27 protein-coding genes are annotated in these 26,150 nt (G+C 70.4%); 23 read left to right on the top strand and 4 right to left on the bottom strand.

The genetic code is table 11. The annotated features are described in order from the left end of the window. Nucleotides 1-149: 149 nt before the first annotated feature. The 4 genes from ACFYYH_RS12600 to ACFYYH_RS12585 all read right to left on the bottom strand — a co-directional run bounded on the left by ACFYYH_RS12600 (nt 150) and on the right by ACFYYH_RS12585 (nt 4,679). Nucleotides 150-1,595, bottom strand: a complete 1,446-nt coding sequence (locus ACFYYH_RS12600) for a sensor histidine kinase (protein WP_388549695.1) — start codon at nt 1,593-1,595, stop codon at nt 150-152. A gap of 195 nt (nt 1,596-1,790) precedes the next feature. After that, nucleotides 1,791-2,993 carry a sensor histidine kinase gene (locus ACFYYH_RS12595; RefSeq protein ID WP_388549433.1) on the bottom strand — a complete coding sequence of 401 codons (1,203 nt, stop codon included), beginning with the start codon at nt 2,991-2,993 and terminating at the stop codon, nt 1,791-1,793. Between the two features lie 329 nt (nt 2,994-3,322). Further along, the gene (locus ACFYYH_RS12590; protein WP_388549431.1) at nt 3,323-3,943 is read right to left on the bottom strand and encodes a GNAT family N-acetyltransferase; all 621 of its coding nucleotides are present in this window, start codon (nt 3,941-3,943) and stop codon (nt 3,323-3,325) included. Next, entirely contained in the window at nt 3,915-4,679 is a 765-nt protein-coding gene (locus ACFYYH_RS12585) for a GntR family transcriptional regulator (RefSeq protein WP_388549428.1), read from the bottom strand. The genes ACFYYH_RS12590 and ACFYYH_RS12585 overlap by 29 nt, the downstream gene beginning before the upstream one ends. Nucleotides 4,680-5,125: 446 nt before the next feature. On the opposite strand from ACFYYH_RS12585, the gene ACFYYH_RS12580 reads away from it, so the two are divergent. From ACFYYH_RS12580 to ACFYYH_RS12470, 23 genes are all read left to right on the top strand, one after another. Beyond that, nucleotides 5,126-5,578 (top strand): hypothetical protein, encoded by a 453-nt coding sequence (locus ACFYYH_RS12580; RefSeq protein ID WP_388549426.1) that lies wholly within the window; start codon nt 5,126-5,128, stop codon nt 5,576-5,578. Nucleotides 5,579-5,615: 37 nt separating this feature from the next. Beyond that, nucleotides 5,616-5,825 (top strand): hypothetical protein, encoded by a 210-nt coding sequence (locus ACFYYH_RS12575; RefSeq protein ID WP_388549423.1) that lies wholly within the window; start codon nt 5,616-5,618, stop codon nt 5,823-5,825. Between the two features lie 143 nt (nt 5,826-5,968). Next, nucleotides 5,969-6,232, top strand: coding sequence for a DUF6284 family protein (locus tag ACFYYH_RS12570; protein ID WP_388549422.1), 264 nt, complete (start codon nt 5,969-5,971; stop codon nt 6,230-6,232). Then, nucleotides 6,229-6,684: a Pycsar system effector family protein gene (locus ACFYYH_RS12565; RefSeq protein ID WP_388549420.1), complete on the top strand. Its 456-nt coding sequence runs from the start codon at nt 6,229-6,231 to the stop codon at nt 6,682-6,684. The genes ACFYYH_RS12570 and ACFYYH_RS12565 overlap by 4 nt, the downstream gene beginning before the upstream one ends. Next, entirely contained in the window at nt 6,681-7,583 is a 903-nt protein-coding gene (locus ACFYYH_RS12560; protein WP_388549417.1) for a DUF2637 domain-containing protein, read from the top strand. The genes ACFYYH_RS12565 and ACFYYH_RS12560 overlap by 4 nt, the downstream gene beginning before the upstream one ends. Next, nucleotides 7,583-7,972 carry an RRQRL motif-containing zinc-binding protein gene (locus tag ACFYYH_RS12555; protein ID WP_388549416.1) on the top strand — a complete coding sequence of 130 codons (390 nt, stop codon included), beginning with the start codon at nt 7,583-7,585 and terminating at the stop codon, nt 7,970-7,972. Before ACFYYH_RS12560 ends, ACFYYH_RS12555 begins: the two co-directional genes overlap by 1 nt. A 101-nt stretch (nt 7,973-8,073) precedes the next feature. After that, the gene (locus ACFYYH_RS12550) at nt 8,074-8,484 is read left to right on the top strand and encodes a DUF6251 family protein (protein WP_388549415.1); all 411 of its coding nucleotides are present in this window, start codon (nt 8,074-8,076) and stop codon (nt 8,482-8,484) included. Nucleotides 8,485-8,750: 266 nt separating this feature from the next. Further along, nucleotides 8,751-9,077 carry a DUF6257 family protein gene (locus tag ACFYYH_RS12545; RefSeq protein ID WP_388549412.1) on the top strand — a complete coding sequence of 109 codons (327 nt, stop codon included), beginning with the start codon at nt 8,751-8,753 and terminating at the stop codon, nt 9,075-9,077. Between the two features lie 107 nt (nt 9,078-9,184). Then, nucleotides 9,185-11,308 (top strand): FtsK/SpoIIIE domain-containing protein, encoded by a 2,124-nt coding sequence (locus ACFYYH_RS12540; protein WP_388549410.1) that lies wholly within the window; start codon nt 9,185-9,187, stop codon nt 11,306-11,308. 286 nt (nt 11,309-11,594) lie between these two features. After that, on the top strand, nt 11,595-12,512 hold the full coding sequence (locus ACFYYH_RS12535) for a bifunctional DNA primase/polymerase (protein WP_388549407.1): 918 nt from the start codon (nt 11,595-11,597) through the stop codon (nt 12,510-12,512). 346 nt (nt 12,513-12,858) lie between these two features. Continuing rightward, complete coding sequence (locus tag ACFYYH_RS12530) at nt 12,859-13,983, top strand: DUF3631 domain-containing protein (RefSeq protein WP_388549406.1); 1,125 nt, start codon at nt 12,859-12,861, stop codon at nt 13,981-13,983. A gap of 228 nt (nt 13,984-14,211) precedes the next feature. Then, nucleotides 14,212-14,427 (top strand): helix-turn-helix domain-containing protein, encoded by a 216-nt coding sequence (locus ACFYYH_RS12525; protein WP_388549404.1) that lies wholly within the window; start codon nt 14,212-14,214, stop codon nt 14,425-14,427. Nucleotides 14,428-14,498: 71 nt separating this feature from the next. Continuing rightward, on the top strand, nt 14,499-15,695 hold the full coding sequence (xerC, locus tag ACFYYH_RS12520) for a tyrosine recombinase XerC (RefSeq protein WP_388549402.1): 1,197 nt from the start codon (nt 14,499-14,501) through the stop codon (nt 15,693-15,695). A 185-nt stretch (nt 15,696-15,880) separates the two neighbouring features. After that, on the top strand, nt 15,881-16,273 hold the full coding sequence (locus ACFYYH_RS12515) for an NADH-quinone oxidoreductase subunit A (protein WP_388549399.1): 393 nt from the start codon (nt 15,881-15,883) through the stop codon (nt 16,271-16,273). Between the two features lie 122 nt (nt 16,274-16,395). Continuing rightward, on the top strand, nt 16,396-17,016 hold the full coding sequence (locus tag ACFYYH_RS12510) for an NADH-quinone oxidoreductase subunit B (protein WP_388549692.1): 621 nt from the start codon (nt 16,396-16,398) through the stop codon (nt 17,014-17,016). Further along, on the top strand, nt 17,013-18,269 hold the full coding sequence (locus ACFYYH_RS12505) for an NADH-quinone oxidoreductase subunit C (RefSeq protein ID WP_388549396.1): 1,257 nt from the start codon (nt 17,013-17,015) through the stop codon (nt 18,267-18,269). The genes ACFYYH_RS12510 and ACFYYH_RS12505 overlap by 4 nt, the downstream gene beginning before the upstream one ends. After that, the gene (locus ACFYYH_RS12500; protein ID WP_388549393.1) at nt 18,266-19,234 is read left to right on the top strand and encodes an NADH-quinone oxidoreductase subunit H; all 969 of its coding nucleotides are present in this window, start codon (nt 18,266-18,268) and stop codon (nt 19,232-19,234) included. The genes ACFYYH_RS12505 and ACFYYH_RS12500 overlap by 4 nt, the downstream gene beginning before the upstream one ends. Continuing rightward, nucleotides 19,234-19,860, top strand: coding sequence for a NuoI/complex I 23 kDa subunit family protein (locus ACFYYH_RS12495; protein ID WP_388549391.1), 627 nt, complete (start codon nt 19,234-19,236; stop codon nt 19,858-19,860). Before ACFYYH_RS12500 ends, ACFYYH_RS12495 begins: the two co-directional genes overlap by 1 nt. Continuing rightward, a complete protein-coding gene (locus ACFYYH_RS12490; RefSeq protein WP_388549389.1) occupies nt 19,857-20,540 on the top strand; it encodes an NADH-quinone oxidoreductase subunit J in 684 nt (227 codons plus the stop codon). Before ACFYYH_RS12495 ends, ACFYYH_RS12490 begins: the two co-directional genes overlap by 4 nt. Further along, nucleotides 20,540-20,890 (top strand): NADH-quinone oxidoreductase subunit NuoK, encoded by a 351-nt coding sequence (gene nuoK / locus ACFYYH_RS12485; RefSeq protein WP_388549386.1) that lies wholly within the window; start codon nt 20,540-20,542, stop codon nt 20,888-20,890. The genes ACFYYH_RS12490 and nuoK overlap by 1 nt, the downstream gene beginning before the upstream one ends. Beyond that, on the top strand, nt 20,887-22,893 hold the full coding sequence (locus ACFYYH_RS12480; RefSeq protein ID WP_388549383.1) for an NADH-quinone oxidoreductase subunit L: 2,007 nt from the start codon (nt 20,887-20,889) through the stop codon (nt 22,891-22,893). Before nuoK ends, ACFYYH_RS12480 begins: the two co-directional genes overlap by 4 nt. A 3-nt stretch (nt 22,894-22,896) precedes the next feature. Next, nucleotides 22,897-24,486: a NuoM family protein gene (locus ACFYYH_RS12475; protein ID WP_388549381.1), complete on the top strand. Its 1,590-nt coding sequence runs from the start codon at nt 22,897-22,899 to the stop codon at nt 24,484-24,486. Beyond that, nucleotides 24,483-26,081 (top strand): NADH-quinone oxidoreductase subunit N, encoded by a 1,599-nt coding sequence (locus ACFYYH_RS12470; protein WP_388549378.1) that lies wholly within the window; start codon nt 24,483-24,485, stop codon nt 26,079-26,081. The genes ACFYYH_RS12475 and ACFYYH_RS12470 overlap by 4 nt, the downstream gene beginning before the upstream one ends. Nucleotides 26,082-26,150 lie beyond the last annotated feature (69 nt).

The following is a 26,150-nucleotide window of genomic DNA, read 5'->3' as shown; positions in this document are numbered from 1 at the left end:
GGTCAGGTCCGCCATGCGCGATCCGCCCACATGCGATCCGCCCACACGCGTGGCCTGTGGCTCGGGGGCTGCGAGGGCTGCGAGGGCTGGGGGCTGGGGCTGCGGGGCCGGCTCGGGGGGCTTGGGGCCCGGGGGCCGGGCCGGGCGCGTCAGCCGCGCCAGGGCAGCTCCGCCGTCACCGTCGTCGGGCCCCCGGCGGGGGAGTCGATGACCAGGATGCCGTCCACCGCGTCCAGCCGCTCCGCCAGCCCGGCCAGTCCGCTGCCCGCCGAGGTGTCCGCGCCGCCCTTCCCGTCGTCCGTGACCTGGAGCATCAGCCGGCCGGACGTCTGCCACACCTCGACCGTGGCCCGCCGTGCCCGCGCGTGCTTGCTGACGTTCTGGAGCAGCTCGGAGACCGTGAAGTACGCGATGCCCTCGATCGCGGCGGCCGGCCGGGAGGGCAGATCGACGCTCACGCTCACCGGGACGGTGCAGCGGGAGGCGATGGCGGAGAGTGCCGCGTCCAGGCCGCGGTCGGTGAGGACGGCGGGGTGGATGCCGCGGGCCAGATCGCGCAGCTCCTGAAGCGCCGTCTTCACTTCCCCGTGCGCCTCGTCCACCATGCGCGCCGCGGCCTCCGGGTCCTCCGTGAGCTTCTCCTTCGCCAGCCCCAGATCCATGGCCAGGGCGACCAGCCGGGCCTGGGCGCCGTCGTGCAGATCGCGTTCGATGCGGCGCAGATCGGCCGCCGCCGTGTCCACGACCACCCCACGGTCCGACTCCAGCTCCGAGACCCGGGTGGCCAGCCGGGACGGCCCGAGCAGTCCCACGACCATCAGCCGGTCCACGGACACCAGGCCGCGTACCAGCCAGGGGCAGGCGAGGACGAACACCAGTCCGACCGCGCTGGTGACGCCGATCTCGAAGGGGGTGTCGAGGAAGATGCCGGTGCCCTCGCTGTCGCTGTACAGGGCGATACCCGGCTGGTCGAGATGGCCGGAGAACACCCACTGCCACAGCGGATAGGTGAACAGCGCCAGGGCCGTCACCCAGAACGTGACGGCGACGGTGAACGCGAACAGCGCCCACGGGAAGTGCAGCACTCCGTAGACGAGATGCCGCCAGGACACCCCGCTCTTCAGCATCGCGCCGACCCAGGACATCACCCCGCTCTTCTCGCCCCGTACGGGCACGGGGTCGGCCACGTCCAGTCCCAGCAGCCCCCTGGCCCGCGCCCGCTCCAGCATGCCGAAGCCGCGGCAGCCCGCCAGCCCCAGGGCCAGCACCGGAATGCCGAGGAAGGTGACGAGCAGCCCGCCGCCGAGCGAGAGCGTGGTGATCGCGTAGACGAAGAACACCGTGCTGATCGGCAGGCTGAGCAGCAGATAGCCGAACTCGCGCCAGGTGCGTCCCTCGACCGGCGCGCGCAGGGCGGGCGGGAGGAAGTGGGACCGTCGACGCGCTCCGTACGCGGGGCCGTGCTCACGTCCGTGCTCACGTCCGTGCTCATGTCCGAATACGGGGCCGTACCCGGATCCGAATGTGGGGCCGTACCCGGGTCCGTGCTCGGGGCCGTGATCCGACGCGTGGTCCGTTCCGTATCCGCGGTCCATGGCCATCGGGGGTGTCCGTTCTGCGAGCGGGCTGTGGCTGAGTGGGCGGTGGGCTTCCATGCACTCCATGCTGCTGGGACCGTGGCGCCGCCACCATGAGGGCGGTATCCGTCTTCGCCCTGGGGTTTTCCCCACCCCGGAGGGGGCGGTCGGCCACCCACGGGGGACGCCGTGTCTGCGGAGCGCCCGCAGGGCTCAGGCCTTTCCGCGCCGGCGCCAGGGCAGTTCCGCCGTGACGACGGTCGGGCCGCCGGCCGGTGAGTCCAGGACGAAGAGCCCGTCGACCGCGCCGAGCCGCTCGGCGAGACCGGACATGCCCGTACCGCCCTCCAGCCGCGCGCCGCCGCGTCCGTCGTCCGTGACCTGGAGCATCAGCCGGTCCTCCGTGCGCCACACCTCGACGGCCGCGGCGCGGGCCCCGCTGTGCTTGCTGACGTTCTGGAGCAGCTCGGAGACCGTGAAGTACGCGATGCCCTCGATCGCCTCCGCGGGCCGCTCGGTCAGATCGACGGTCACCTTCACCGGGACGGTGCAGCGGGAGGCGATGGCGGAGAGTGCCGCGTCCAGGCCGCGGTCGGTGAGGACGGCGGGGTGGATGCCGCGGGCCAGATCGCGCAGTTCCTGGAGGGCCAGCTTCACCTCGCCATGGGCCTCGTGGACCATGTCGGCCGCGGCCTCGGGATCCTCCGTGAGCTTCTCCTTGGCGAGGCCGAGCCCCATGGCCAGGGCCACCAGCCGGGCCTGGGCGCCGTCGTGCAGATCGCGTTCGATGCGGCGCAGATCGGCCGCCGCCGTGTCCACGACCACCCCACGGTCCGACTCCAGTTCGGCGATGCGCCGCTCCAGCTCGTCGGAGGGCGAGAGCAGCCCCCGGACCATCGCCCGGTCGGCGTTGGTGAGCCCGCGTGCCACATGGGGAAGGACCGGCCACAGGACGAACAGGCCCACCAGCGCGAGGGTGAACGTCACCACGCCCCAGGGCAGCCGGATGAATTCGTACAGCACGGTCCGCCAGGCGACCGGGTCCTTCACCCCCCTCCACACCCAGTCCAGCAGACCTTCGGAACGGCGCGCCCGGTCGCGCCGGCGCCCGCGCCCGTACGCGTACAGGGAGCTCGGTTCGTCGATCCGCACGCCCAGCAGCCCCCGCGCCCGCGCGCGCTCCGTCCGGCCGAGCCATCGCGCCCCCGTGAGACCGCCGACGAGCCAGGGCAGACCGATCACCGTCACCGACAGCGCCGCGCCCGTGGACACGGTGAACACCACATAGACGAATCCGGCCAGCGCGGCGGGCAGATTGGTGAGGAGATACGCGATCTCCTTCCAGGTCTGCCGGTCGTACGCGAAACGCACGGGTGGCGGCCGGTCGTCGTGGGGGAGGCTGTCGCTCACGGTCATGGGGCCAAGCCTGCACGTACGGGGTGCCGCACGCCATGGGGTAGCTGGGTGAGCCGGGGTAGGGATAACCCCACTGTCGAGACGGGGCTGCTTACCGTCTCTTTAAAGGCACCCCGGAAGGAGGCCCAGAGAGGCGCATGCTGCGAGTGTTGCTGGCAGTCGGCCGAGCGCTCTCTTGTCCGTGACAGTCCGAGTAAGTGCGCCCTGTGTCATGGCGTGTGGCTCCCTGTTTGGCTCCCCGCCGGAGCAACGAAACCGGCGGACCTGCACCAGTGAGGTGCGGGCCCGCCGGTTTGCTGCGACGTTCTCGTACGGTGCGACTTCACAGGTCAGGCGCCCCAGCCACCGGCCTCTGAAAGTGGGGTCCCGTCCGAGTCGTACAGCATCGCCTCAAGCCCGACGTACCCCGGGCCCGTGCCAGTGACTACCCCTGCCGGTCGCTGATAGAGAGCACCCGATCGGCGGTGCGGAAGGTCCACCGTGCGGACGTGCGTGAATCCCTGCCGCTGGTAGTAGCGCCCAAGCTGCGCATTGGTCCTCCATGCGTCCACCCGGAGCCACGACTTTCCCGCTTTCCTGGCTTTGCGCGATGCCCAATCAAGCATTGACGCACCCACGGATCGCCCCTGGGAAACCGAGAGAACGATGACCCGATGGGCATATAGGGCATCGTCGGGCGCATCTTCAGGGGTCCAGAATTCAGGGTCGGCAGATTCATCTACCGTAATCGTGCCCAGATTCACGCCGAAATCGTGAACGATATAGGCGGTACCGCACTCAATGTCATGCGAGATTTTCTCGACATTGGCGGGGTATTGCCACTGATCGATTCCCCTCTGTGCTAGCGCCCTAGACGCCTCACCCCACATCGAGGCAATTAGGTCCACATCGCTAGAGGCTGCGGGCCGGATGGTAATTCGATCACCCATTTTGACGCGTTCCCAACTCATAGCGGAGGACATTGCGGTCGGTAGGCATTGCGGTGACTGTGACCCGAACGGGGCCGCTCTCCGCGTATCCCGTACGACTCCTCACCAGCAGTGGCACCCCTGGCTCAACAGCTAGGTCATCGGCCTGTTTCGGATTCGGCATCACTGCCGTGACGTCGTCCACGTATCGCACCTGGGTATACCCCATGGATGCCATGTAGGCGATTACGCCTTCCGGAATATCGGCGGGCTCTGCGACAAGCGTGTTCTTCACGAGGCTGTTCGGATAGTACGAGTCTTCAGTTGACCAGGGCTGGCCGTCCACGAAACGCAGTCGACGACGGACAAGGACCAAATCCCCCGCTTCCAGGCCCAATTTCACAGCGATGTCCGGTGACGCCTTTTCGATGCTTACTGCGATGGTCTGACTCGGTGTGCGCCCTTGCTCTTGAATGTCCTGCACCCAAGCGTCAACACCCGCCGAGACGCGCCGGTCGTGATTCTCGGATCGCGATGCGTTGTAGACCAAGACGTCCTGCCGATGGACGAGGTACCCCTGTCCGTGGCTCGGGAAGATCAGCCCTTCCGTAACCAGTCGCTTGAGTCCAAGACGAACCGTGTTCCGGGAGGCGCCGAACCGTTCCATCAGCGTTCGCTCGCTCGGCAGCTTGCTGCCAGGGCCGTAGACGCCCGCGCCGATCTGCTCACGCAGGGCTGCTGCCATCTGCTCGTACAGGGGATCCGATCGAGTCGTCATGCCTCCATCTTGCCCCACCGGGTCAACTGGTTGGTACGAGTAGCACCAAAACTCTTGACGTCGACATCGGAAAGGGTGCAGAGTCTTCCTCAGGTGGTTGGTACCAGTTGAACCAGAGGAACCACTGCCTAGAGGGGCCTTCTTTGGGCTGCTCGACCGCATGACAAGGGGCCCGGGACAGAGCGGGCCGAGGTTCCCGGGCGCCTGGTCACCCCGGAGGGCTTAGACCGAAAGGTCACGTCTCCATACGCCTTCGCCGGGCATGGCGGCTCTTCCGTGAAACGGGAGTCGCAGTCCCGAAGGAGACACACGCACGTCATCAACTCTCGCAGCACCTTGCTGCGGCCGGTTGCCTCCTCCGCCCGTCCGGCCCCGCGAGGGGTTCGTACGGGCGGGGTTGAGGGGAGCCGGAACGTCCGGACCTAAGACCCCTGGAAAGGGGCCTCATGACAGTCACGATCATCGCCGTTCTTGGCACCCTCGCCGGTGCCGTAGTCGCCGGGCTCATGCAGCACCGGACGACGACCCGTACGGCCCGCGCCGCGCAGGCCGAACGCCGACGCCAGGCTCTCGCGGACGCCATCCCCGCCCTGCTCGGGGCGCTGGTCAAGCACCGCGAGAAGCAGTACGCGAAGATCGCGGATCGGCGCGACGGCCTGGCCGACACGGTCGAGTCCCGGCAGGCCCGGTACGCGGCCCACTCTGCGGTCACCAGCGCCATGGACACCCTGCACATGGTCACCCAGGACCGCGCGCTGCTCGACCTGGCCCAGGACGCCATCGACGCGGCCATGGCAATCGGAAACGCCCCCGCCACCGAGCTGGACGCGGCGGGCCTGCGGGCACGGCAGGCGCACACCGCCCTGCGTGTGGCGGGTGCCGCCCACATCCATGCCTGACATCTCGTCAGCGCACGATCCCACCCGAGGAGACCGTATGTTCCGCCGTCACACCGATGCGCAGGCCGCTTTGCGGCAGCAGGGCGACGACCTCAAGTGCCGTGACCGCGCCAAGAAGTGGGGCATGGCCGACAGCGCCAAGAAGTGGCAGGCCAGCGCCGACGCCGCGATGGACGAATTCGCGCGGATCACGCAGGAAGAGCACGACCGTCGTACCGCGCGCACCCCGAAGCGTCGCACCAAGTAGCACTACCAGCCCCGGCATCCACGTCGTGAGGGCGCCCGATCGGATCGGGCCCGGGGCGCTCCACCCACAAGCGGCGCGGCCCCGGTGTTCGAGCACCGGGGCCGCTGTTCGAGCCGTTTCACCTGCTAGGGAGAGACCGACTCATGAATCACATCGTTACTGTTCAGGAGGCCGTTACGGCGTTCGAGCCGTGGCTTGAGCCGACGGACGCGGAGCTGGACGCGGTCGAGCTGGAGTTGCCCGTCATCACGGCGGAGATCGCCTTGCTGGACGCGCAGATCATGACGCTGGACCGGCCGGTCAGCGAGCTGGACACCCGCCGCATCCGGCGGGCTCGCCGCCGGGTGCTGGCCGCCCGGCGGGAGCTCTCGAACCGCGCGGTGACTGTGCCCGGGGGTGCTGCATGAGCGCCCTGGACACCCGCCTGACCGCGGCTCACGCGGAAGTGAAGGCGGAGATCGCCCGGACGGACACCAAGACCGGGTTACTGCTGGCGTTCACCGGTGCACTGCTGGCCGGTGTCTGGACCGTTGCCAAGGACGTGCCCCTTCCGGTCGCCTCGCTGGTGGTGGGCGGTTTGGGTGTGGCGTTGCTGGTTGCGGCGGCTGCGGTGCTGCTCCGGGCGGTCCGCCCGAACTTGGGCGGGTCCCGGCCGGTGGGCTTCCCCCGGTGGGCTGCCCTCACGGCTGAGGACGTCCGCGCCGAGTTGGGTGAGGACAAGCTTGCCCAGCACGTTGTGGAGCTGTCCCGGATCGCTGTCCGGAAGTTCGTCGGCCTGCGGCGTGCGGTCGATCTGACGTGCGCGGCCGGTGTGCTGCTGATCGTGGCGGCTGTGATCGCGGTCGGGGGTGCGCTGTGAACCGCACTGCCAAGACCTTCGTTGTGCTGGCTCTGGTCGGCGTGGTCGCGATGGCGTTCCGGGTGTCCTGGAATGCCCTGCGTGACATTGCCCGGGCGATCGGTGCGGACGCGACGGCTGCCACGCTCTACCCGTTCGTGGTGGACGGACTGATGGCGCTGGCTCTGATCGCGGCCCTGGTGCTGGTCGGCAAGGACCGGTCGTTCGCGCTGCGGGTGCTGGCCGCCTACACGCTCGCATCCCTCGTCCTCAACTACGTCCACGGACTGGTTCCCGAGCTGCATGGCGGGGCGGCCGACTGGGGCCGACTGGCCGACTGGGACCCCGCCAACTGGGCTTTGGTCCTGCTCGCCACCAGTCTGCCGGTCGGGTCGATCTACTTCGGGTCCGATCTGGTCGCGAAGGTCCTTCACCACCGGCCGGTCGCCCCACCAGACAGCGGTACGAATGATCAGAAAACGACCGAGATTGAGATCAATCGGTCGATGTCTGACCTGGAAGTGTCGGCCGACGCGCCCGCAGAGGCGTCGGCGGTGCCGGTGGCCGCCCCCGTGCCGCTTCCCGCGCCAGCTCCGGTCGAACTGCCCGCGCCGGTCGAGCCGGTGCCGGTCGTCGCTGTGGTCGCGGCTGAGTCGGCCAAGCCCCGCCGGGCGACCGGTCGGGTTCCGGCAGCGGCGCGTACCGGTCGGCCGACCCGTACGGCGGACCAACTGCTTGATGAGGCACGGTCGGTGACGGCCGACTGGCCCGACGACCGGCTGACGGCCGACGCTATCCGCAAGGCGGTCCGTACGTCGGCGGAGAAGGCGCGCGGTCTGCGCGACACGCTCAAGTCGGAGCGCGCAGACGGCAACGCTGTTACCGACTCCCGTCAGGATGACGCTGCGGTGGTGGCGTGATGTCGGCCGCGTTCGGCACCTGCTACGACCCGAATGGTGAGCGCCACGGGATCCCGACGTTCCCGTGGCGTTTCGCTCCGGACGGCTACGCCACCCGCCGCCAGCTCCGCGCCGCCGGTCTGCGGCCCGGCGGTCAGCCGGTCGCCGCGCAGATCATGCGCCGCTCGCGCCGCCGTAAGACCGGGTTCACGGTCGCCTACCTCTACCACATCGACCAGGCCAAGCCCGTACGCCCCATGACCCCGGGGCGCGCCACCGCGCTCGCCGCGGCCATGGCCGCACGCCGGACCTGTCCCGAGTGCCGCACGGACGCGGGGTACTGCATCCCGACGTCGCTCGGCATGTGTGTGACCTGCGCGTATCCCTCAGAGGAACAGCGCGCCGCCTGAACCACCCCGCTCAGCCCCGGCAGTCACGCCGTGAGGGCGCCGGATCGACTCTGGCCCGGGGCACGCACCGCACCACCCCTGACCACCCCACCGGAGGCACCGTGGAACACCTCCCCATCTCCGCCCCGCGTACGGTCGTCCAACTCCCGGACGGCACGCACGCCTACGTCAACCCGTCCGACCTGCCCGCCGCTCAGCAGACCGGGGGCCCGCAGGTCGTTCACATCCACCAGGCCCCGCCGGACCGGACGATGCAGCGTGTCGCCCTGGGCTCCGGCATCGGCGCCGGAGCAGTCGGCGCGTCCGTCTACTTCGGCCCCATGTTGATCGCGGCGATCACGTCCATGGCGGTCAGCCTGGCTGTGGCCGCGCTGGTCGTGGTCGCGATCACGTATGGCCTGGTGACGGTCGTGCGGTCGGTCGGCGGCACGGACGGCAAGGCCGCCGCGGCGGCCGTTGCCCAGGTCGCCCCGAAGTCTCGCCGCGGTCGCAAGACGAGGGGGCGGGCGTGATGTTCCGGGCTGGTGACAAGGTCCGGATTATCGCCTGTGCTGACGATTCGCGCGCAGTCGGCCGGACCGGGGTGATTGTGGACGAGGTGCCGCCCGGGCCGCTGACCGGCGGGCGGTGGACCGTGCACCGGATCAGCCTGCTGATCGGCCCTGTTCTGTGCAGCTCGGATGAGCTGCGACCCGCCTGACGGCTGCCCAGACGCGCCCGGCTCTGTGCCGGGCGCGGTGGGGAGCCGGACAGTCCGGCCCCGTGAAGGGGGCACCCGATGCGTACGTACACCCGTTCCGAAAGCACCCGCCGCGCCTTGCTGGTCGCCCGTGGCGCCAAGCAGTCCCTGGCCGGTGCCGATGCGGTCGATCCGCGGATCGAGGACGAGATCGACCGGATCGACGACCGTGCCGAGGAGCGCGCCTGGCGTGACAGGAGCGCCATGGCCACCCAGCTCGACAAGGACAAGGACGCTGTGGCCGCCGCCCGGACGGCCGAACGCACCGCCACCCGCGGCGCCAAGAATGCCGCCCGCCAGGCCCGGCAGGACGCCGAAAAGACCCTGCGCCGGACCGAGCAGGCCGCGCGCCGTATCGGCCTGTGACCACGCCCCGGGACGGCCGCCACCGGCCAAGGAAGTCGGCCGTCCCGGGCCCCCACCCGCCATCCATGAGGCAGAGCAGGAGAACCCCCATCATGACTGAGACCGCGATGGAGGCGCCCGCGATGGGCAGCGTCCATGACCTGAATGAGCACCGTGCCGCCCGCGGGGACAGCCCCGTGACCCCGGTAACCGCCGCCCCTGCGGAGGCCGTTGACCGGTCCGACAACCCGCTGTCCGACTGGCTGACCGTGCCCGACGCCCCCGTGCTCCCCGCGTGGGCGCGGTCGCGCGCGTCGATCGCCGCCAACGTGACAGCGCTGGGCCGGCTCACGTGGTGGCACACCCAATACCACGGGCTGCGTGTCCCCAAGTATCTGGTCAAGACCGTGCTGCTGGCCACCCGCGGCTTCTTCCGCGCCACGGTCGGGCTGTGGCCGACGCTGTCCGCGCGGGACCACACCGCGATGGTGCGGGCCCTTGCGGCACAGGCTGCCCTCAAGCCCGAAGACATCGAACTCGCCGCGCGTCTCCAGGCCGCACACGCCGCCCGTACCCAGACGCGGCGCTGGCGGTTCGGTGTCGCCGCGGTCGGCGTTGCTGCCGCCGCGACGGGCATTGCGCTGGCCGACCCGCTGTTGCAGGCCGGTATGACCGCGGCCGTGGTCGGGCCGCTCGCCTACCTCGGGCGCGGCAAGGAGACGCGGCTGCTCGATCAGGGCGCCCCGCCCCTCAAGGTCGACATGTCTGCGCAGCAGTTGAACGACGCGCTCCGTGCCGCCGGTCTCCTCAAAAGCGGCAGCGGCAAGGACGAGAAGGACCTTCCGAAGGTGTCGTGCTCGATGGGCCCGGTCCGTGACGGCCGCGGCTGGGCCGTGATCTTCGACCTTCCCCGCGGCGGCGGCAAGACTGCCTCCGACGTGCTGGCCAAGCGCGAAGTCATCGCGCAGGAACTCGGGGTCGATGAGATCCAGGTCATCATGTCCCGCGTCCGCGCCGCGAAGGGCGGCAACGCAGGCCGCGTCTCCATGTGGGTCGCGGACGATGACCCCTACCTCGGCACGCCGAACCCGTCCCCGCTGGAGAAGGCAGAGCGGTTCTCCATCTGGGAGCCGGTCCCGTTCGGACAGGACGCCCGCGGCACCCGCGTCAACATCCCCGTGATGTGGCAGTCCATGTTCTTCGGCGGACTCCCCCGACGCGGCAAGACGTTCTCCCAGCGCCTCCTGACCGCGGCCGGTCTGCTGGACGCGTTCGTGCGGCACTACGTCGCGGACGGCAAGGGCGGGGCGGACTGGATGCCCATGAAGGCCGTCGCCCACCGCCTCGTCATGGGCGCTGAAGACGACGCCATCGACGCACTCAAGGCCATGCTGGCTGAGCTGCTCGCGGAGATGGAGCGCAGGTTTGCGCTGCTGCGGGACCTGCCGACGTCAGTGTGCCCGGAAGGCAAGCTCACCCCCGACATTGTTGCCAAGTACAACCTGCCGGTCATCTTCGTCACCATCGATGAGCTGCAGGAGTACTTCACCGCGATGGAGAAGGACGACCGTGAGCAGGTCATCAACGACCTGTGCCGCATCGCGCGGCGCGGACCGGCCGCCGGGTTCATCTCCAACTTCGCTTCCCAGCGCCCCGACGCGGACAGCGTGCCGACCAAGCTCCGGGAGATCATCACCATCCGCTACTCCACCCAGGTCGTAGACCGTGCGAGCAGTGACATGGTGCTGGGCAAGGGCAAGGCCGCGCAGGGCGCTGACGCGTCGGTCCTGTCCGAGGAGCACAAGGGCGTTGGCGTGCTGGTCACCGGGCCCGCCTCGTATGTCACCGTGCGGGCGGACTACCTGGACGGCCCGTCCTTCGCCGCCCTGTGCCGCAAGGGCAGGGTGCTGCGCGAGCAGGCCGGACAGCTCACCGGCGACGCGGCAGGCGACGTGACCGCCGCCGCCGACGCGGCTGGCGTCAGCGTGCCCGCGATCGTCTCGGACGTCCTGGAAGTCATGCGGCACGCCCCGCGGATGTTCACCACCGACCTGCTCGCCGCGCTCGTGAACCTGGACGAGGACGTGTACGGCGACCACAACGCGGAGCGCCTGGCCGCGGACCTGGAAGCCGCCGGAGTCAAGCGCACCAGCAAGCAAGTCAAGATCAACGGCGCCAACGGCGCGGGCTACCAGCGCCGTGACGTTGAGGCCGCGGTGCCCGCGGAGATCCTGCTCTCGGTCGGCAGGTAAAGCCCTCCCCCTCTACCAGGCACCCTCCCGAACACCCGCCCGCGCCCCCGGAAGCACCCCGCCGGGGGCGCGGGCGGGTAGAGGGGACCCTTTACCCCGGTAGAGGGGCAGGTAGAGGCCCCTGACCTGCAAGGTAAGGCCGGTAGAGGGGGGTGTCTGCCCCCTGCCGGAACCCCTCTCAGCACCACGATCCGACACCTGGCAGCACAGAGGGCGGCCCCCTCACTCCAATGACCGGGCCGCCCTCGTCCAGCACAACTCAACAGTGGAACTGGAGGCATCCAGCATGACGCATCACCCCCCGTCCGCGCTGCTGTCCGCAGCCCTCGCCGCCGCCGAACGCGGCTGGCACGTCTTCCCCCTCCGCCCCGGCGACAAGCGCCCCGCCCTGCACGGCGAGACCGCCTGCCCTCGCACCGGGGACTGCGCGGCCGGTCACCGCAAGTGGGAGGACCGCGCCACCACCGACCCCGACCGCATCCACCGGGCATGGGCCGACCGGCCGTTCAACGTCGGGATCGCTACCGGCCCCTCCGGGCTGATCGTGGTGGACCTGGACATGCCCAAGCACAACAGCATCAAGGGCAGTACGGACGCGCCTTCCGGCGCGACGACCTTCGAGGCGCTCTGCGAGCGCGCCGGACAGGCCGTCCCCACCACCTACCGCACCCGGACCGCGAGCGGCGGGCAGCACCTGTACTTCACCGCCCCTGCTGGGGTCCGGCTCGCCAACACCGCTGGAAAGCTGGGGCAGTTGATCGACACGCGAGCGTGCGGCGGGTATGTCGTCGGCGCGGGGAGCGTCACCCGCGCCGGAGCGTACGAGGCTCTGTGCGCCCCTGAGGCGGTCCCGGTGCCCGGATGGCTGCTGAGCATCCTCCAACCCGCCCCCAAGCCCGCACAGGCGCCCTCACGGCCCATCACGGGGCAATCACGCCGATACGCGGACGTAGCACTCACCAACGAGACGAACAACGTCGCCACCGCCGGGGACGGCACCCGCAACGCCACGCTCATGAGGGCCGCCCGCGCCATGGGACGGTTCGTCGCGTCGGGCGACCTTCCCCGCATCGTGGTGGAGGAGGCTCTTAGGGGAGCGGCGGCGGCCAACGCCACGGAGTCCGCGCGCTACTACGACGACGTGATCCGCCGTGCGCTGGACTGGTCCATCGCCCACAACCCGGCGCGGGTGAGGGCGGCATGAACACCCCTCCCCGCTCTAAGAGCATCACCGCCCCCGCCAACCGGCCGCCGGGCGCCGAACTGCGCTCCGTGCGACCGGCCGTGGGCGCGCCGAAGGTCGCCGCCGAAGGCGTCCCCACTGCTGTTCGCCCTGACCCGCGCCGGATCGGCCGACAGCACGTCATCGGGTCCCTGACCATCCGCGCCCCGCACCGCCGGACGCCCACCGTCCGGTCCTGGTGCGCGTGCGGACGCAACCTGACTGCCGCCGGACACCGCGACGTGCTCGCACTCGTTGCGGACCACGCCGCGCACCGCGACGTCTGCCCCCACCACACGGGCACCACCAGTGAAGGGAGGGCCGCCGCATGAGCGCGCCCACACAGTCCAGTGCGCCCATCGACGGCGCCGCCCTGCTCGATGAAGTCGAGTCGTTTCACCGCCGGTTCAACGTGTTCCCGAGCGAGGCGGCCTACGTCGCCGTGGCCCTGTGGGACGCCCACGCGCACCTGCTCGACGCGTTCGACAGCACTCCCCGCCTTGCGTTCCTCTCGCCTGAGCCCGGGTCGGGCAAGTCCAGGGCCCTGGAAGTCGTAGAGACGCTGGTCCCCGAGCCCATGACGGCCGTCAACGCCAGCGCGGCGGCCCTGTTCCGGTCGGTGTCCAGCCCCAACGGCCGCCCGACGATCCTGTTCGATGAGATCGACACGATCTTTGGGCCCAAGGCGGGCGACAACGAGGAGCTTCGCGGGTTCCTCAACGCCGGTCACCGCAGGACCGGGGTCACCTACCGGTGCATCGCTGACGCCACCGGCGGCCAGAGCGTCCAGGCGTTCCCCTCGTACTGCGCGGTCGCGGTCGCCGGACTCGGCAACCTGCCCGACACGATCATGACCCGCTCCGTCATCATCCGGCTGCGCCGCCGGGCAAGGAATGAGAAGGTCGAACCGTTCCGGGCCCGCATCCACGAGGCGGAAGGCCACAAGCTCCGTGACCGCCTCGCCGAGTGGGCCGACCACGTCCGGGACCGCGTCATGGGTGCGTGGCCCGAGATGCCAGACGGGGTCACCGACCGCCCGGCCGACGTGTGGGAACCACTGCTGGCCATCGCCGACGTAGCCGGGGGCGAGTGGCCCAACCGGGCGCGGAACGCGTGCCTGACGCTCATCCGGGCCGCTCAGTCCACGGACAAGCACAGCCTCGGCATCCGCCTGTTGACCGACCTGCGGGACCACGTCCTGATCGGCGTGGACAAGCTGCCGACCATCGCCATCCTGGACAGGCTCAACGCGCTGGATGATGCCCCATGGGCCGACCTTGACGGCAAGCCGCTCGACAACCGGCGCCTCGCCCGGATGCTCGGGGAATACATGACCGGCGAGAACACCCCCGTCCGGTCCCGCAACATCCGCACCGGCGGTGGAGTCCTCAAAGGCTTCTACACGGAGGATCTGGCGGACGGATGGGCACGCTACTGCCCACCCCCTCCCTAGAGCGGGGCTACATCCGCTACACCGCTACATCCCAGCTCAGAGCCCCTGAATCTGTAGCGGCCACACCAGGTGTAGCGGCTACGCCCCCGCACCCGCGAACAGCCGTAGCCGCTACACCCCACCCGTCCGCTACAAAAATCATGCCGCTGACCTGCAATGTAGCGGCGTAGCGGATGTAGCGGACTTCTGAGAGGCCCCCCGAAGGACTCCCCTAAGGAGGCACCGCGCATGGCCATGGCCGCCGCCGCACCAGCTCTCCAGCGTCGGCTTCACCGTGTTGAAGACGCCGCCGAAATTCTCGAACTTTCGCGCTCGACCGCTTACGAGGAAATCCGGCTGGGACGGCTCCGCACAGTCCGCGTCGGCCGACTTCGCCGGATCCCGACCGAGTACATCGACGACTACATCGAGCTCCTCAAGCGCGAGGCCACGGCCGCGCGCTGACCCCAGCGAAACCCGAGACGGGGCCGCGTCCGCTTGGACGCGGCCCCGTCGTCTTGCGAAAGGCAACACACATGACCGACGCGCCTGACCGGAGCCACAAGGCAGGCAACGGGGAAGACTCGATCTACTGGGACAAATCCAAAAACCGCTTCATCGGTGCTGTGTCGCGCGGATATACGTCGGCAGGCACGCGTAACCGACCGAAGGTGTCCGGGAAGACCAAGACGGAAGTTCGCAGGAAGCTCAAGGAGCTGAAAAAGAACCTTGATGCGGGGGTCAAGACGCCTGCCAACTACACCGTTGCCCAGACTGTGAATGACTGGCTCGCCAAGGGACTCAAGAGCAGGGAAGCAACCAGCATCAAGACGTACAGAATTCTCGCGGACACTCACATCATTCCACTGCTTGGCAAGGCGAAGCTGGGAGACCTTGAGGCCGACGAGTTGGACGACTGGTTGGAGGGCAGGGCCTCAGTCCTGGCAACACAGTCGCTCCGCATGGTCTTGTCCATTCTTCGGCGCTCGATCACCCACGCGCAGCGCAGGGGGAAGGTGGCGCGCAACGTGGCTGAACTGCTGGAGATGCCGGAAGGCCGACCGGGGCGCCCGAGCAAGTCCCTCTCCTTGGAGCAGGCCGAGGCGGTTCTCAGGGCTCTACCGGGGACGTGGATCCACGCGTACGTCGTCCTGTCGCTGCTGGTGGGGGTCCGGCCTGAGGAGGCGCGGCCCTTGATGTGGACGCACGTTCATACAGGGGCCGCAGATGGAACGAGGCCGCACGTGGATGTGTGGCGATCTGTGCGTCGGCGGGGCGACACGAAGACAAGGAAGAGTCGTCGCTCGCTCGCCATGCCGCTACAGGCTGCATCAGTGATGCAAGCCCATAAGGAGCGACAGCAGGCGGCGTGCAGGGCACAGGGCGCGGAGTGGACAGATGAACGCCTCGTCTACCCGGCCGACGACGGAGGGGTGCGGACATCCGAGAGCGTGCGGTGGTTTCTCAGGGTGCTGCTCAAGGAGGCGGGGTTCGAGGCGCCTGAGGAATGGACCACGAGGGAGCTTCGGACAAGCTTCGTCTCCCTGCTCTCGGACCACGGGATCCCGATCGAGGTGATCGCGCGCGTAGTCGGCCACAGCGGGAGCGGCATCACGGAGAGGGTCTACCGCAAGCAACTCCGGCCGGTCATCTCGGACGGAGCGGAGGCGATGGACGAGATCTTCGAGAAGACCGAGGGTGTCCAGCGCAAGGGGCACGCCGAAGGCACGTGATCAACTTACGGTGGCTCCCGATTTGGCTCCCCGTGGCCGCAAGACCCCCGCCCGCCCGCCTGTGAACTGGGGAGAAGCCTAGACAGGGGGCGGGTGGGGCTTACCGTCTCTTTAACAGGGCCTAGACTCCCGTCCGTACAGATCGTCGAAGAAACTGCTACGAGGTCAGGGAGCGAGGGGCGGACGTGTCGCGATCGACCGTTCTCGCGTCGGACTACTTCCAGAGCTATTCAGTGGTCGGGCTGCTCGCGGTCGTCGGTGTGCTGTTCGTCGCCGTGGCCTTCGGGGCGGGCCGGCTGCTGCGGCCGGTGGTGCCGACGCCGGAGAAAATGCTCACGTACGAATGCGGTGTCGACCCCGTGGGCGAGGGCTGGGCACACACCCAGGTCCGCTACTACGTCTACGCGTTCCTGTACGTGATCTTCGCGGTCGACTCGATCTTCCTGTTTCCGTGGGCGACCGTCTTCGCCGCGCCCGGATACGGGGCCACGACGCTGGTCGAGATGTTCATCTTCCTCGGCTTCCTGGCCGTGGGACTGCTCTACGCATGGAAGAAGGGCGTCCTGGAATGGACGTGACCCCCACCTCTGCCTCCGCTTCCGCCGTCGCCGCCGCGTCCGCGTCCGCTTCCGCCGTCGCCGCCGCGTCCGCGTCCGCGTCCGCCGCCTCCGCCTCCGCGGCTTCGGCCGGGGCCGCGGCTGTGTCCGTGGCCGGGGCGACGCCTCAGCCGCTTCCGTCGCCGCCGGAGCCGCTGCCGGAGGCGAGACGTCTCGGTCTGCTCTCCCGGCTGGCCCCCGAGCCCATGAAGGTGGTCCTCAACTGGGGCCGCCGCTACAGCCTCTGGGTCTTCAACTTCGGGCTGGCCTGCTGCGCGATCGAGTTCATCGCCGCCTCCATGTCGCGGCACGACTTCATACGGCTCGGCGTGATCCCGTTCGCGCCGGGGCCGCGCCAGGCCGATCTGATGATCGTCTCGGGCACGGTCACGGACAAGATGGCGCCCGCCGTGAAGCGGCTGTACGAGCAGATGCCCGAGCCCAAGTACGTGATCTCCTTCGGCGCCTGCTCCAACTGCGGCGGCCCGTACTGGGACTCGTACTCCGTCACCAAGGGCGTCGACCAGGTCATCCCGGTCGATGTCTATGTGCCGGGCTGCCCGCCCCGTCCCGAGGCGCTGCTCCAGGGCATCCTGAAGCTCCAGGAGAAGATCGCCCGCGAGTCGCTCGGCGAGCGCTACGCCACGGGCGGCCGGCCCTCGGCCGCCGCGCTGCGCAGCGGTCTGGTCGCCGCGCCGCCGACGCCGGGGGAGGGCGCCCGATGACCGGGCCGGACCTGACCGCGGGCGGCCGGAACGGCGACGGCGGGCCCGCCTACGACCGGCTCCCGGACGCGGTCGCCGAGATCTTCGGCCCGGACGCCACGGCGGAGCGGGCGTACGACCTCCTGACGGTCGACGTCCCCGCCACCTCCTGGACCGACGCGCTCGAAACCGCCCGCGACCGGCTGGGCTGCACCTACTTCGACTGGCTGAGCGCCGTCGACGAACCGGGCACGGGCTTCCGCGTCTGCGCCCATGTGGCCGCCCTGGGCGGCGGTACGGTCCGCCGGCTGCTGATCCGTACGACCGTCCCGCACGAGTCGGCCGTCCTGCCCACGGCCGTCGGCGTCTACGCGGGCGCGGGCTGGCACGAGCGGGAGACGCACGAGATGTTCGGCGTCTCCTTCACCGACCACCCGAACCTCGTCCCCCTGCTGCTCCCCGAGACCTTCGAAGGCCACCCCCTGCGCAAGGACTTCGTCCTCGCGGCCCGGGTCGCCAAGGCCTGGCCGGGCGCGAAGGAGCCGGGGGAGTCCGATCACGGAGGCCCCAGGCGCCGTCAGATGCTGCCGCCCGGTGTGCCCGACCCGAACGAGTGGGGGCCGCTCAAGGGCCAGCTTCCGCCCGCCCCGGCGCGCCCCGCGCGGGGCGCCCGCGCCGCGGGCGACCGTCCGGTCCGCCGTACGCGCAGTGCCTCGGAGGGCTCGGCGAGCCGCCCGGCCGGGACCGAGGGCGGCGGGAACGGGACCGAGGGCGCCGGGAACGGGCCGACGGAACCGACGCCGCCGACGGGAGGGACAGGACCGGCCGCCGGCAGCGGGGCGGCCCCGCCCCGGACGCCTCCGGGCGCCGGACCGGCCCGCCGGTCGCGCGGTGTGGGCGAGGGGTCGGCGTCGCAGCGGCGCGAGACCCCGCCCCCGTCGGCTCCGGACGCGCCCTGGCACAAGCCACGCCCCGCGTTCGACGACGACCGGGCCACCGGGGCGGACCGGGCCACCGAGGCGGACGAGACCGCTCCGGACACGGCACAGCCCGGCGCCGAGCCCCCCGACAAGGCGGTTCCTGGCGAAGCGGCCCCCGGCAAGGGAGGCGCGGCCGACCGACCGGAGAGCGACGGCCCGGAGAGTGACGGCCCGGAGAGTGACGGCCCCGACACCCAAGGCTCCCGGCGCAACGGCCCCGAGAGTGACCGTCCCGAGAACGACCGTCCCGAGAGCGACCGCCCAGAGAGCGACCGACCCGAAGGAGACGCGTGAACGACGTACTCGACGTCGCCCTCCGGCTGATCATCGTCTTCGCCGTGTTCCTGGTCCTTCCCCTCGTCGTCGGGCAGGCCGAGCACAAGGTGATGGCCCATATGCAGGGCCGTCTCGGCCCCATGCACGCGGGCGGCTTCCACGGCTGGGCCCAACTCGTCGCCGACGGTGTGAAGTTCGCGCAGAAGGAGGATGTGGTCCCGGCCAACGCCGACCGCCGTATCTTCCAGCTCGCCCCGGCCGTGGCGCTTCTCCCCTATCTCCTCGTGCTGGTCGCGATCCCGGTCGGCCCCCGCCAGGGCGCGGTCGGCCAGGTCGTCGACGCGGGTGTCTTCTTCGTGCTCGCCGTGCTGGGCATCGGGGTGCTCGGCTCGCTCATGGCGGGCTGGGCGTCGGCCAACAAGTTCTCCCTTCTGGGCGGACTGCGGACCGCCGCGCAACTCCTCGCGTACGAACTGCCGATGCTGCTCGCCGCCGCCTCGGTCGCGATGGCGGCCGGCACCGTCTCCCTTCCCGGCATCCTCCACGCCTTCGAGTGGTGGTGGCTGCCCTGGCAGATCACCGGCGCGGTGGTCTTCTTCGTCGCGGGCCTCGCCGAACTCCAGCGCCCTCCCTTCGACATGCCGGTCGCCGACTCCGAGATCATCTTCGGTGCCTACACCGAGTACACGGGTCTGCGCTTCGCACTGTTCCTCCTCGCCGAATACGTGGGCATCGTCGTCCTCTGCGGGCTGACCACCGTCCTCTTCCTCGGCGGCTGGCACGGTCCCCTCGGCGCCGACGGCCTCGGCTGGGTCTGGACGCTCCTCAAGGCCGCCGTGCTCGCCTTCGTGGTCATCTGGCTGCGGGTGAGCTATCCGCGGCTGCGTGAGGACCAGCTCCAGAAGCTGGCCTGGACCGTACTCATCCCGCTCGCTCTCGCGCAGATCGCGCTCACCGGCATCGTGAAGGTGGCGATCAACTGATGCCCCCGATCCCCGGCTCCGGCCTGGCCAAGGGCCTGGCCGTCACCCTGCGGACGATGACGAGGAAGTCCGTCACCGCGCAGTACCCGGAGTCCCAGCCCGAACTGCCGCCCCGCAGCCGGGGTGTGATCGCGCTGTTCGACGAGAACTGCACGGTCTGCATGCTCTGTGCCCGTGAGTGCCCCGACTGGTGCATCTATATCGACTCCCACAAGGAGACCGTGCCGGCCGCGGCCCCCGGGGGCCGCGAGCGCAGCCGGAACGTCCTCGACCGGTTCGCCATCGACTTCGCGCTCTGCATGTACTGCGGTATCTGCATCGAGGTCTGTCCTTTCGACGCGCTGTTCTGGTCACCGGAGTTCGAGTACGCGGAGACGGACATCCGCGAACTCACCCATGAGCGGGACCGGCTTCGCGAGTGGATGTGGACGGTGCCGGCGCCGCCCGCGCTCGACCCGGGCGCGGAGGAGCCGAAGGAGGTCGCCGCGGCCCGCAAGACGGCCGAGAAGCACGCGGCCGCACAGCGCCAGGAACGGGACCAGCGCGACCCCGGCCAGGACCAGGGACCGGCACAGGGACCTGGCCCCGGCCAGGACCAGGGGCCGGGACAGGGGGCCGGCGAGTGAGCCTCGCAGCGACGGCGGCGACCGCCACCGCCACCGCGACGTCCACCGCCGCGGCCGGACCCGGTTTCCTCTCACCGACCGGCGTCGAGATCACCTTCCTCCTGGTCGGTCTGGTCACCTTCGGCGCGGCGCTGGTCACCGTCACCACCCGGCAACTGGTCCACGCGGCCCTCTGGCTCGTCGTGACACTCGGCGGCCTGGCCGTCGAATATCTGCTCCTGACGGCCGAGTTCATCGCCTGGGTGCAGGTCCTCATCTACGTCGGTTCCGTGGTGGTCCTCCTTCTGTTCGGGCTGATGCTCACCAAGGCGCCCATCGGCCGCTCCCCGGACGCCGATTCGGGCAACCGCCCGGCCGCACTGGCCGTGGCGGTCGCCGCCGCCGCGGCCCTGGTCTGGGTGGTCGTCGACGCCTTCCGTACGACCTGGATCGAGCTGGGCGGACCGGCCCAGGGCTCCACCGAGGTGTCGGGACAATTCCTGTTCCGCAACTGGGTGCTGCCCTTCGAGGCGCTCTCCGTGCTCCTGCTGGCCGCGCTCGTCGGCGCGATCGTCCTGTCCCGCAAGAACGGCGGAGCGCCCGCGGAGGGCCCCGCGCCCACGGACCGCGGCGCACCCGGAAAGGGCCCCGCGCCCAGGAACGGCAGCGCGCCCGGCGGCAGCGGCAAGGAGCAGCGCTGATGCATCTCGCCTATCCCGCCGTCCTCGCGGCCCTCCTGTTCTGCACCGGGCTGTACGGAGTACTCGCGCGCCGCAACGCGATCCTCGTCCTGATGTCCGTCGAGCTGATGCTGAACGCCGTCAACCTCAATCTCGTCGCCTTCGACGTCTGGCTCCGCGACACCCTCCACACCGGCCAGGCGCTCACTCTCTTCGTCATCGCCATCGCCGCCGCGGAGATCGGCATCGGCCTGGCGATCGTCCTGATGGTCTACCGCAACCGCGGCACCTCGGACATCGACAAGCTCCGTGACACCGCCGAGCGCGACGAACCCGACGCCCCGGCTGAGAAGGCTGAGGCCACCGCGTGACCACCACGACCCTCGCCGTCCTCGTCCCCCTCCTGCCGTTCCTCGGCGCGGTCACGGGACTGCTCCTCGGCCGTACCTCGCCCGGTTTCGTACGTCCGCTGGCCGTTCTGCCGACCCTGGCGGCCGCCGCCCTCGCCGTCGTCGTGGCGGTGCGCCAGGGCGGTGGCTCCGGCAGCGGTACGGCGCCACTGGAAGCCGCGACCCGGCTCACCCCCACCGGCTCGGTCCCCATCGACCTCGCCCTCTCCGTCGACGGCTTCGCGGCGCTGGTCGCGGTCCTCGTCGGTCTCGTGGCGTCGTGCGTGCAGATCTACTCGACCGGATATCTGCGCGGCGACGCGCGCTACCCCTCCTACGCGGCCCTGGTCTCGCTCTTCACCTCCGCGATGCTGCTCGTCGTCTACTCCGGCGATCTGATGGTGCTGCTGGTCGGCTGGGAGATCATGGGCATCTGCTCGTACTTCCTCGTCGGCCACTACTGGGAGACCCCCGAGGCGCGCGCCGCCTCCCTCAAGGCGTTCCTGGTCACCAAGCTCGGTGATGTCCCCTTCCTCTTCGGGCTGTTCGCCCTCGCCGCCGACGCCGGTACGTTCCGGATCAGCGGCATCCTGGACACCGTCGCCGACGGCGGTCTGACGCACCCCACCCTGGTCGCGCTCCTGCTGCTCGCGGGGGTGGCGGGCAAGTCCGCCCAGTTCCCGCTGCACACCTGGCTGCCCGACGCGATGGCGGGCCCCACACCCGTCTCCGCGCTGATCCACGCCGCGACGATGGTCGCCGCCGGTATCTACTTCGTGGCCCGGCTGCTCCCCGTCTTCGCCGCCTCGACGGCCGCCCTGGTGGTCCTGGCCGCGATGGCCGCGGTCACCATGGTCGGTTCGGCGCTCGCCGCGCTCGCCCAGGACGACATCAAGCGCGTCCTCGCCTACTCGACCATCGGCCAGCTCGGCTATATGTCGGGCGCCCTGGCCGTGGGCGACCGCGGCGCGGCCGTCTTCCACCTCCTCGCGCACGGTGTGTTCAAGGCCCTCCTCTTCCTCGGAGCCGGCGTGATCATCCACGCCGCCGGCACCAACTCGCTGGCCGCCATGTCCCGTATGAGCGGCCTGCCCAAGCGCATCCCGGACGCCTACTGGACGATCACGGTGGCACTGCTCGCCCTCGCCGCGATCCCTCCCTTCGCGGGCTTCTTCTCCAAGGAGGCCGTCCTCGTGGCCGCCGAGCACGCCGCCCTCGGCGAGAGCGGCGGCGCCTCCGCGGCCGCGGGCTGGACGGTCCTGATCGCCGGTCTGCTCACCGCCCTCCTCACCGCCGCCTACGCCACCCGGCTGTGGCTGCTGGCCTTCCGCGGCCGTGGCGCCGAGGCCCCCGACCACGGCCGGCAGCCCGTCGCCATGAACGCCGTCCTCTGGGTGCTGGCCATCCCCTCCATCGGACTGGGCCTGGCCGTCGGCCGGCTCCCGGAATGGTTCGACGGACACACGCTCGCCCCGAACCTCACCACCTCCGTCCTCGGTACGGGCGTCGTACTCGTCGGCGGCCTGATCACCTACGCGTGCTGGCGGCACACCATGGCGCTGGCAGCCCGCACCCCGATCGGTGCCGTGGTCGCCCACCCCGATGTCGAGCCCGCCCTCGCGGAGATGGAGGCCATGGAGATCCACACCCGTGTCTACGGCTCCATCGCGGCGGCCTCCGACCCGGCGGACCCCGGCCGACTGCTGCTGGGACCGCTCCACCGCCACGCGGCGGTCGGCTTCCACCTCGACGCCGTGTACCACGCGCTGTTCGTACGCCCCGTGCAGGCCGCCGCCCGGCTGGTCCGCTTCCTGGACCGCGAGGTCGTGGACACCTATGTACGCGGAGCGGGCACCGGCACCCGCTGGCTCGGCGCCGCGGTACGCCGCGCGCAGACCGGCAATGTGCAGACCTATGTGAGCGCTCTGCTGGCCGGCTCCCTCGTCCTGGCGATCGCCGCCGTACTCGTCGCCGCCGGAGCGTGAGCCGTGATCGATATCAGTGAGTCCGTGATGCAGTTCCTTCTCGCGTTGATCGTCGCCGGCCCGCTCATCGGCGCCGCGGCGGCACTCCTGCCCGCCCCGCCGGGACTGCGGGGCAGGAGCCCCGACCAGGCCGTGCTGCGCCACGGGGTGACCGTGACCGGCGCGATCCTCGTCGCCGCGATCGTCCTCGCCCTCGGCTTCGACCACGACCACCCGTCGAGGATCCAGGCCACGACGGACGTGAGCTGGATCGCGGCTCTGGACATCCGGATCCACCTCGGCATCGACGGCATCTCACTCCCCCTTCTGGTCCTGACCGCGCTGCTGACCTTCCTCTGCGCGCTCTACAGCTACTTCAAGCCGCCGAAGGGCGGCTCACCCAGGGCGTTCGTCGCCCTCCTGCTCCTTCTCGAGTCCGGCACGCTCGCGACCTTCGCCGTCCTCGACCTGATCCTCTTCTTCCTGGCGTTCGAGACAGTCCTGATCCCGATGTACTTCCTGATCGCCCGCTGGGGCGGATCGGAAGGAGTCACCGGCGGCAGGCAGGCCGCCGCCTGGAAGTTCATCCTCTACACGCTGCTCGGCTCCGTGGTCATGCTGCTCGGCCTGCTGCTCATCGGGCTCCACGCAGGCACATTCGACATGGTGGCACTCGCCACTGACAACGGCCGCGGCCTCAGTACATCCGTGCAGGTCATCGCCGTTCTCTCGATCGGTCTCGGGCTGGCCGTGAAGACCCCGATGTGGCCGCTGCACAGCTGGCTGCCGGATGCCCACACCGCGGCCCCGACCGTCGGTTCCGTTCTTCTCGCCGGTGTACTGCTCAAGATGGGGACGTACGGTTTCGTCCGTATCGTCCTGCCCATTGCACCGGACGGGATGCGGACCTTCGCGCCCTACCTCGCGGCGCTCGCCGTCGTCGGCATCATCTACGGGTCCCTCGCCTGCCTGGCCCTGGCCAAACAGGGCGCGGGAGGCGACCTCAAACGGCTGATCGCGTACTCCTCGGTCGGCCACATGGGCTTCGTCCTGCTCGGTATCGCGACCATGACACCCACCGGCGTCAACGGCGCGCTCTTCGCCAACATCGCCCACGGCCTGATCACCGGCCTGCTGTTCTTCCTGGTCGGAGCGGTCAAGGACCGGTACGGCACCGCCGACCTCGACACCCTCGCCGGGGCGACGGGAGCCGCGCTCTACGGCCGCGCGCCCCGCCTCGGCGGGCTGCTCGCCTTCGCCGTCGTCGCCTCCCTCGGCCTGCCCGGACTCGCCGGATTCTGGGGCGAGATGCTCGCGATGTTCGGTGCCTTCGACCCCGCCGAGGGGCTGAGCCGCCCGGCCTTCCTCACCTTCATGGTGATCGCGGGCCTCGGCACCCTGCTCACCGCCGCGTATCTCCTGATCGTCGTACGCAGGGTCTGCATGGGCGCGACGCCCCAGGAGGCACCGCACGTCGCCGATGTGCAGACGTACGAATTCGCCGCCTGGACCCCGCTCGTCGCCCTGACCGTGCTCGCCGGACTCTGGCCCGCGGTCCTCCTCGGCCTCACCGACCCCGCCGTGCAGCAGCTCCTCGCAGGAGGCAAGTCGTGACCGTGGCCGCCGAGAGCGCCGCAGGCGCCGCCAGCCTCGTCCAGTCCGTCGACTGGCTCGCGATCGCGCCCCCCACCCTCACCGCGGTGGTCGCCCTGATCGTCCTGGTCGCCGATCTCTTCCTGCCGGATCACCGCAAGCCGCTCCTCGGCGCGCTCACGATCGCCGGTCTCGTCGCCGCGCTCGTCACGCTCCTGCCGCTGCGCGACGGGGACCGCTCGACGTTCTGTCTCCCCGCCGACCCCTCGGTGTGCAGCTACACCGCCGATCACTTCGCGCTGGTCATCCAGCTTCTGGTACTCGGCGGGGCGCTGCTCACCGCGCTGCTCTCGCTCGGCGGCGAGACACGGCGACTTCCCGTGGGGGAGTACTGGTTCCTGCTGCTCGCCTCGGCGGCCGGCGCGGCCCTGCTGCCCGCCTCACGTGATCTCGCCACCCTGGTCGTCGCCCTGGAGGTCGCCTCCCTGCCCGCCTTCGCACTGGTGGGGCTGAGGCGGGGCGACCGGCTCTCCTCCGAGGCCGCGCTGAAGTTCTTCCTCTCCTCGGTCACCGCGACCGCCGTGATGCTGCTGGGCGTCAGCTTCGTGTACGCCACGACCGGCACCCTCCATCTCACCCAGGTCGCCGCACGGCTGGAGGCCGGCGTCCCCGGCCCGCTCGCGACCCTCGCGCAGGCGGGCGTCGCCCTGACCCTCGTCGGGTTCGCCTTCAAGGCGGCCGCGGCCCCGTTCCACTTCTGGGTGCCGGACACCTATGCGGGCGCGCCCCTGCCCGTCGCCGCGTATCTCTCCGTCGTCGGCAAGGCGGTCGGCTTCTCCGGCCTCATCCTGGTGACCGTCATCGGCTTCCCGTCGTACGCGGACGTCTGGGGTCCCGTCCTCGCGGTCCTGGCCGCCCTCACCATGACCGTCGGCAACGCGGCGGCGCTGCGGCAGTCCGCCACGCGCGCGGGGAGCGCGGTACGGCTGCTCGCCTGGTCCTCCGTCGGACAGGCCGGCTATCTGCTGGTGCCGATCGCGGCGGCGGGGTACGCGGGCGGCCGGCAGATCGGCTCCACCGTCGCGTACGCCCTGATGTACGCCGTCGTGAACCTCGGCGCCTTCGCCGTGGTGGCCGTGGTGGCCCGTACGGAGCCCCTGAACCGTGTCTCCGACTACCAGGGGCTCTCCGCCCGGCGTCCGGTGGTCGCCCTCGCGATGGGCTTCTTCCTGCTCTGCCTGGCCGGACTGCCGCCGGGTGTCATCGGCCTGTTCGCCAAGGTCACCGTCTTCTCGGCGGCCGTCGACGCGGGTCTCGGCTGGCTGGCCGTGGTCATGGCCGTCAATGTGGTGATCGCTCTGTATTACTACCTTCGGTGGACGGCGGTCCTCTTCCGTGCCCCGGAGAGGGCCGACGAGGCCGCCGGGGTCCCCGGCGCCTCCGACGTCCCCCTGGGGCAGGGGGAAGGGGCCGCGGAGGGCGGCGCAGGGGAAGGCACCGTACGCAAGGCTCCGGCAGCCCTCACCGCGGCCATCGCCCTGACCGCCGTGGCCGGAATCGCCCTCTCCGGAGCGCCCCAACTGGTGCTGCGTTTCGCCGCGACCGGCCTCTTCTGAGACCACCCGGACCCCGGACCCCGTTCCGCCCCCCGCGCGCTCCCCCGGGCGCCGCCACCCGTACGGCGT

Source organism: Streptomyces sp. NPDC002018 (genome assembly GCF_042890865.1).
Taxonomy (GTDB): Bacteria; Actinomycetota; Actinomycetes; order Streptomycetales; family Streptomycetaceae; genus Streptomyces.
Note: the sequence above shows the minus strand (reverse complement) of the source record. Positions and strands in the feature narration are given on the sequence as shown.